The organism is Streptomyces graminilatus (genome assembly GCF_001418565.1).
Taxonomy (GTDB): domain Bacteria; phylum Actinomycetota; class Actinomycetes; order Streptomycetales; family Streptomycetaceae; genus Streptomyces; species Streptomyces graminilatus.
The window spans coordinates 23,990-30,970 of record NZ_LIQQ01000224.1 but is presented as its reverse complement, the minus strand read 5'-3'; the positions used below and the strand labels follow the sequence as shown (position 1 = coordinate 30,970).

Sequence of the window (6,981 nt, the reverse complement as noted above, 5' to 3'; positions counted from 1 at the left end):
GCCGCCCGGCCGTCCGACACCGGAAGAGCCGGTGCGACCGAGCCTGGCGCCCCGGGACCAGGTGCCCCGGCAGCGACGGCGGGAGCGGGGGCAGGGCCGTACGCGTCCGCCACCCGGGCCTCCGCCGCCGGAGGAGCCGGCGGCGGGGGCCCGGGTGCCCCAGGGCCGGCTTCGGCCGGCGGCCGGCTGTGCGCCGCTGCCGCCATCGCTGCCGCTGCCGCAGGCGCCGCCGCTCCGGTGCCCGGCTCCTCGGTCACGTGATTCCGTGGGTCTGCAGCCATGTCTCCAGCAGGGCCACCTGCCACAGGGCGTTGGCCCCGCGCCTGGTCCGGTGCTCGTCCGGGGCGGCCAGCAGTTCGGCGACGTACGACTCCTGGAACAGGCCGCGCTTCCTCGCCTCGGGTGTGTCGAGTGTCTCGCGCACCCGGTCCAGGACGGGGCCCGCCATGTGCTTGACGGCCGGGACGGGGAAGTAGCCCTTGGGCCGGTCGACGATCTCAGGGGGCAGCAGCTTCCGGCCGCCCTCCTTGAGGACGCCCTTGCCGCCGTCGGCCAGTTTGAGCTCCGGCGGGCAGGCGGCGGCCAGCTCCACCAGTTCGTGGTCGAGGAACGGCACCCTGGCCTCCAGGCCCCAGGCCATGGTCATGTTGTCGACGCGTTTGACGGGGTCGTCGACGAGCATGACGTGGGTGTCCAGCCGCAGGGCCGCGTCCAGGGCCGTCTCCGCCCCGGGTACCGCCATGTGGTCCCTGACGAAGCGGCCCGACACGTCGTCGGCGGGCAGCATGTGGGGCTGCAGGACGCGGGCGAGGTCGGCGTGGGGACGGTCGAAATACGTCCGGGCATACCTGTCCGGCTCCTCCTCGCGGGTGACCTCGGCCAGCTCCGGGTACCAGTGGTAGCCGGCGAACACCTCGTCCGCGCCCTGGCCGCTCTGCACGACCTTCACCTCCTTCGCCACCTGCTCGGACAGCAGATAGAAGGCGACCGCGTCATGGCTGGTCATCGGCTCGCTCATGGCCGCGACGGCACCGTCGAGTGCCGCCGGCACGGCGCTGGAGGGAATCATCAGCCGGTGGTGGTCGGTGCGGAACTCCCGGGCCACCAGGTCGGAGAACCCGAACTCGTCGCCCGCCTCTCCCCCTTCCGCCTCGAAGCCCACGCTGAACGTCCGCAGATCACGCTGGCCCTCGTCGGCCAGCAGCGCGACGACCAGGCTGGAGTCGAGCCCGCCGGAGAGCAGGACACCGACCGGCACATCGCCGACCATCCGGCGGCGTACGGCGGTACGCAGCGCCTCCAGCACCGCGTCCCGCCATTCGGCCGGCGCCATGTCGGCGTACTCGGGCCGACGGGTGTACGACGGCTGCCAGTAGCGGTGGTCACGCTCGGTGCCGTCCGGCTCGATGACGCGCACGGTGGCCGGCGGGAGCTTGCGGACACCCCTGAGGACGGTGCGCGGCGCCGCCACCGTGGCGTGCCAGCTCAGGTACTGGTGGACGGCCACCGGATCGAGGGAGGTGTCCACGTCCCCGGCGGCGAGCAGGGCCGGCAGGGTGGAGGCGAACCGCAGCCGGCCCGGTGCGCGCGCCAGATACAGCGGCTTGATCCCGAGCCGGTCACGGCCCAGCACCACCCGGCCGGTGCGGTGCTCGACGAGCGCGAAGGCGAACATGCCGTAGAAGTGTTCGACGCAGGCGGTTCCCCACTGCTGGTAGCCCTTCAGCACCACCTCGGTGTCGGAGGTCGACTCGAAGTGGTGGCCCAGTCGCCGGAGCTCCGCGCGCAGCTCGCGGTAGTTGTACACGCAGCCGTTGAAGACTCCGGTGATCCGGCCCCGGGCGTCGGTCATCGGCTGCGCGCCGAGGTCCGACAGGTCGATGATCTTCAGGCGGCGATGCCCCAGCGCGACCGCGCCGCGCGCCCACGTTCCCTGTCCGTCCGGGCCACGGGCAGCGAGCCGGTCGCTCATGCGTTCGATGGCGGCGAGGTCGGGCTGTCGGCCGTCGAAGCGGATCTCCCCGGTCAGACCGCACATGACCTACCCCCTCCGTTGCGGGCACCGCCGCTCGCGCGCGGTGGTGCGGCGGCCGGGTCGCGTCGTCGTGGACCGGTCCGGACGGTGTCGGTGGACATGTCGGAACATCTCCTGAGCAGGTGGGGGGGGAGGGAGGGGAACCGGCGCGCGGGCAGTACCGCGGCGCACCTCGCCGGCCTCGTGGTTCGCCGCCGGGTCAGCGGCCGATGGCCTCCGGTGCGCCGGGGCCGAACGGCGGACCTGTCGCCTCCGCGCCGGGGTAGGGCATGTCGGCGCGGCCGAGGGGCGCCGATCCGCGGCTTCCGCGTTCGCCGCGGGTCTCGGTGACCAGCAGATCGACGCAGGCCAGCAGATCCTCTTCGCGCGCCGTACGGCGGATGCGTTCGGCGGCGCTGCCCTCGGCGAGGGCCTCGTCCGTCAGCGCCCGTACGGTACGCCAGTCGCCGTGGGCCTCCAGCGCGGGACGCAGCCGGTCGAGCAGCTTGCGGACGACCTGCGCGGCGGGCGCTTCCTGGTGCGTACCGGGGTCCACGAGGGTGCCTTCCAGACCGGACCGGGCGGCCCGCCAGGCGGCGCCGCGCAGCCATTCGTGCCGGCCCGGGCAAGGTGGGGCGTCGGCCCGCCGCAACCGTTCGAGGGCCTCGGTCACGAGGGCGCGGAACAGTCCGGCGATGAGCACGACGGTCTCGGCACGGGGGCAGGCGTCGCAGATCCGGAGTTCCAGCGTCGGCAGGTGCTCGGAGGGACGTATGTCGTAATAGATCATCCCGGCGTCGGTAATGACCCCGGACCGGATCAGGTCGCGCACGGCGGCGTCGTACTCGTTCGCGTTCGGGAAGCAGCCGATGGGCCCCGCGGTGGGCCAGCGCTGCCAGAGCATGGTGCGCCAGCTCGCGTAGCCGGTGTCGGAGCCCTGCCAGAAGGGTGAGCTGGCGGACAGCGCCAGGAGCACGGACAGCCAGGGCGAGACCTCGCACATCACCCGTACCGCCATGTCCCGGTCGGGCAGGTCCACGTGGACCTGGGCGCCGCAGATGAGCTGCTCGTCGGCGACCTGACGGTACTCCTCGACCATGTGGTGGTAGCGGGCGTCAGGGGTGGGCTGTCCGGGAGCGACGGGGGCGATCGGCGCCGTGCCCGCGGCCACCGCGGCCAGACCCAGCGAGGCTGCGGCCGTGTCGAGCCGACGTCGCGTCCCGGCGAGGTCGCTGTACAGGTCGTTCAGTGACGCGTGCACTCCGCTGTTCGACTCCACGGCGGTCCGGTGCAGCTCACTGGTGAAGGTCCGCCCGGGAAGCCGCCGCAGGAGCTGGTCGCCGCGTGGCACGAGCAGGCCGCTCTCCACTTCCAGAACGTGGAACTCCTCTTCCACTCCGATGCACATGCTCACGGTCACTCCTTGAGGGCATCTGTGCCTTCCGTCCCGGGAGTGCTGCCACTCGTCAGGCGGATGCGACGGGTGCGACAAGCACCGAGTTCCCCGGGCACCGACTGTGTACGCTCAGATTTGCACCTTTGGCCTGTCATCATCGCAGATGAGCGTACAAGCGCATCTTGTGCAGGACACCTCGCCGAGTGCCGGACCGTTCGTTTCCGGGGCGGCCCGCTGTCACCGCCCCGGAAACGGATGGCCCGGCGTCAGGCTGCGCCGGTGACTCCCGGAGTGATGAAACGCCTGTGCAGGGGGCTGAACCCGGTCTGTGGCGCCCCCTGGATGCCGGCCTTCTCGATCGCGGGAGCCAGTCGTCCGGCCAGGAACGTCTGGAAGGCCTGCTCCGACTCCCAGACGTCGACCACCCGCAGCCCCTGCGCGTCGAACCAGGCCAGGTGTACTTCACCGCCGTCCGGGGCGGCGTCCTCCCAGCCGACCGCGTCCCGCACCATGTCGTACTGCTCGGGACTGACCCCGGCCCAGCTCATCGACATCACTACCGACATTTTCCCGCCCCCACTTTTCGGCCCTGTATGTGCCCGGACATCGTCCCGCCCGACAGGTCGGCGGCGAAGAGCGTGCGGGGGCACGACCTGGCGGTACTCCGCCCCCGTACGCCCGGCAGCGCGGCCGTACGAGCCTTCGCGTCGGTGATCGGGCCGGGTCACTGGGGAAGGGCCGGCCCTCGAAACAGGCAAGGGGCGATGTCCCGTCAACCGTTCAGATGTCCCGTCAGCCGTTCAGGCGGGTGTTGAGCCGGGCGGCCTGGCGGGTCAGGTGGTCGCGTTCGGCGAGGTTGGACGCCTTGCGGGCCGCCTCGGCGTAGAGCCGTGCCGCTGTCGCCAGGTCGCCGTCGCGTTCGCGGAGGTAGGCCGCCACGGCGGTGTGGCGGGGCAGTGACTCGTCCAGCGCCGCGAGTGCCGCGAGGCCCGCGCGCGGTCCGTCGGCCTCGCCGACGGCGACCGCGCGATTGAGCCGGACGACGGGACTGTCGGTCAGGTGTGCGAGTTCGTCGTACCACTCGACGATCTGCACCCAGTCGGTGTCCTCGGCGGTGAGCGCGTCGGCGTGGAGGGCGGCGATGGCGGCCTGGGCCTGGAACTCGCCCAGCCGGTCGCGGGCGAGGGCCGCCTGAAGGATGTCGACGCCCTCGGCGATCGCGACCGTGTCCCACCGGTCGCGGTCCTGTTCGGCGAGCGGCACCAGGCTCCCGTCGGGCGCGGTACGGGCGGCCCGCCGGGCGTGATGCAGCAGCATCAGGGCGAGCAGCCCCGCCACCTCGGGGTGGTCGACCTGGGCCGCCAACTGCCGGGTGAGCCGGATGGCCTCGGCGGCGAGGTCGATGTCGCCGGAGTAGCCCTCGTTGAAGACCAGATAGAGGACGCGCAGGACGGTGGCGACATCGGCGGGCGTGTCGAACCGTACGCCGGACACGGTGCGCTTGGCCCGGCTGATCCGCTGGGCCATGGTCGCCTCGGGCACCAGGTAGGCCTGGGCGATCTGGCGGGTGGTGAGTCCGCCGACGGCGCGCAGGGTGAGGGCGACGGCCGAGGAGGGGGTCAGGGACGGGTGCGCGCACAGGAAGTAGAGGTGGAGGGTGTCGTCCGTCGCGGGGGTGGGTCCGGGGGCCGGTTCCTCGTCGACGCGCTCCTCGCGCCGGCGGCGCGCTGTGTCCGCGCGGGTCGCGTCGAGGAACCGGCGCCAGGCCACGGTGACCAGCCAGCCCTTCGCGTCCCGTGGCGGGTCGGTGGGCCAGACGCGCACCGCCTCGACGAGCGCGTCCTGCACGGCGTCCTCCGCCGCCGCGAAGTCGGCTCCGCGGCGGACGAGGACGGCGAGGACGCCCGGAGTGAGGCTCCGGAGCAGGGCCTCGTCGATCCGGGGCACGTGAGATGTCACGTGAGAGGTCACTCCGTGGTGCTGGGATGTGCGGCCAGGAAGGGGCGCAGCTCCAGCCACTCGTGGATGGGCCTGCCGCCCGCGCCCGGGGCGGCCGAGAGTTCCCCGGCCAGTTCGACGGCGCGCTCGTGGCTGTCGACATCGATGATCATCCAGCCGGCGATGAGGTCCTTGGTCTCGGCGAACGGGCCGTCGGTGACCGGCGGGCGCCCCTCGCCGTCGTAGCGGACCCACTCCCCCTCGGGGGCGAGCGCCTGGCCGTCGACGAACTCGCCCGTCTTCTCCAGGCGGGCGGCGAAGTCGTTCATGTACCGCACGTGGTCGGAGATCTCCTGCGGCGTCCACTGGTCCATGGAGATGTTGTTGACCGCCGCCGGGGCGCCTCGGTAGTGCTTGAGAAGCAGGTACTTGGCCATGATGTTCTCCTCGGTGCCGATGCGACCCATTGTGGTCGCCTTCACCACGGGGACGGAGCCGGGCACGGGTTCTCGACATGGTTCCCGGAGATCGCCGGAGAAATTTTCTATCGACGTCCGGGCGCGGGTCCGGTGCTGGCGCGCAGGGAGATGGGCGGGGTGAGGAGGTGGTGGCGGGGCGCCGCGTCGGGGTGGCCGATCCGCTCGACCAGCAGTTCGACGGCGAGGCGGCCCAGTTGCTCGGCCGGTACGTCCGCCGCGGTGAGCGGCGGGGTCACGGTCTCCGCCCAGCGTCCGGCCACCACCCCGGTGACGGAGAAGTCGCGCGGTATCTGCCGACCGGCCATGGCGAGGCCCCGGTAGAGCCCGCCGAGCGCCGCCTCGTTCAGGGTGACCAGCGCGGTGGTGTCCGGGTCCTCGCGGAGGATCCGCTCCAGGCACTCCTGCCCGGCGGGGGCGTCGTCGCCGCAGCGGTACGTCCGTACGGTGAGCCCGCGCTCGGCGGCGGCCTCGGTGAACCCGTCGAGGCCGCGGTGCGCCGACTCGTAACCGGCCCGCAGCAGGTGCTCGGGCCGGTTGACGAAGGCGATCCTGCGGTGTCCGAGGTCGGCGAGATGGCTGACACAGGCCGCCGTCAGCGCGGTGTGGTCGAGCCCGACCCACCAACTGCCCTCCGGCTGGGCCGTACGGCCGATGCAGACGGCGGGGAAGTTCTCCTCGCCCAGATGGTCGACCCGGTCGTCCTGGAGCCTGATCTCCATGAGGATCGCGCCGTCGACCCGCCGCTCGGCCAGCAGCCGCTGGAAGGAGCGGTCGCTGTCCGCCCCGCTCGGGGAGAGCAGCACGTCGTAGTCGTGGGCCGCCGCGGCCTCCACCACACTGCCGATGAAGTCGAGCTGCATACCGGTGTAGTGGTTCCCGGCCGGCGGGAAGACCAGACCGATGGTGTTGGTCCGGCCGTTGGCCAGGGCCCGCGCACTCGCGTTCGGCCGGTAGCCCAGCTCGTCGATCACCTGCTGGACCCTGCGCCGGGTCTCCTCCGACACCGAGCGCTTGCCGCTCAGCGCGTAGGACACGGTGCTCCGCGAGACACCGGCCCGCCGGGCGATCTCACCGATGTTCACGCCACTCCCTCACCGAACCGGTTCGCTTGACGCACGCTAGGAGCGGCGCCGCTCGATGTCAATTGCCGCCAA

At 72.3% G+C, this 6,981-nt stretch carries 6 protein-coding genes; all 6 read right to left on the bottom strand.

Annotation, left to right across the window (positions count from 1 at the left end; translation table 11 throughout):
- Positions 1-253: 253 nt before the first annotated feature.
- Positions 254-2,038, bottom strand: a complete 1,785-nt coding sequence (locus AOK08_RS19910; RefSeq protein WP_055527699.1) for an N-acetylglutaminylglutamine amidotransferase — start codon at positions 2,036-2,038, stop codon at positions 254-256.
- A 196-nt stretch (positions 2,039-2,234) separates the two neighbouring features.
- Positions 2,235-3,422 carry a carboxylate-amine ligase gene (locus tag AOK08_RS19905; protein ID WP_055527697.1) on the bottom strand — a complete coding sequence of 396 codons (1,188 nt, stop codon included), beginning with the start codon at positions 3,420-3,422 and terminating at the stop codon, positions 2,235-2,237.
- A gap of 254 nt (positions 3,423-3,676) precedes the next feature.
- Entirely contained in the window at positions 3,677-3,976 is a 300-nt protein-coding gene (locus tag AOK08_RS19900; protein WP_063794093.1) for a hypothetical protein, read from the bottom strand.
- Positions 3,977-4,202: 226 nt separating this feature from the next.
- Positions 4,203-5,348, bottom strand: a complete 1,146-nt coding sequence (locus tag AOK08_RS19895; RefSeq protein ID WP_055527719.1) for an RNA polymerase sigma factor — start codon at positions 5,346-5,348, stop codon at positions 4,203-4,205.
- A gap of 29 nt (positions 5,349-5,377) precedes the next feature.
- Entirely contained in the window at positions 5,378-5,785 is a 408-nt protein-coding gene (locus AOK08_RS19890) for a YciI family protein (protein WP_055527717.1), read from the bottom strand.
- 107 nt (positions 5,786-5,892) lie between these two features.
- On the bottom strand, positions 5,893-6,909 hold the full coding sequence (locus AOK08_RS19885) for a LacI family DNA-binding transcriptional regulator (protein ID WP_055527695.1): 1,017 nt from the start codon (positions 6,907-6,909) through the stop codon (positions 5,893-5,895).
- Positions 6,910-6,981 lie beyond the last annotated feature (72 nt).

Coding starts and splice junctions, on each gene's coding strand:
- AOK08_RS19910 (WP_055527699.1), bottom strand. CDS start 2,038: ATGTGCGGTCTGACCGGGGAGATCCGCTTCGACGGCCGACAGCCCGAC.
- AOK08_RS19905 (WP_055527697.1), bottom strand. CDS start 3,422: ATGTGCATCGGAGTGGAAGAGGAGTTCCACGTTCTGGAAGTGGAGAGC.
- AOK08_RS19900 (WP_063794093.1), bottom strand. CDS start 3,976: ATGTCGGTAGTGATGTCGATGAGCTGGGCCGGGGTCAGTCCCGAGCAG.
- AOK08_RS19890 (WP_055527717.1), bottom strand. CDS start 5,785: ATGGCCAAGTACCTGCTTCTCAAGCACTACCGAGGCGCCCCGGCGGCG.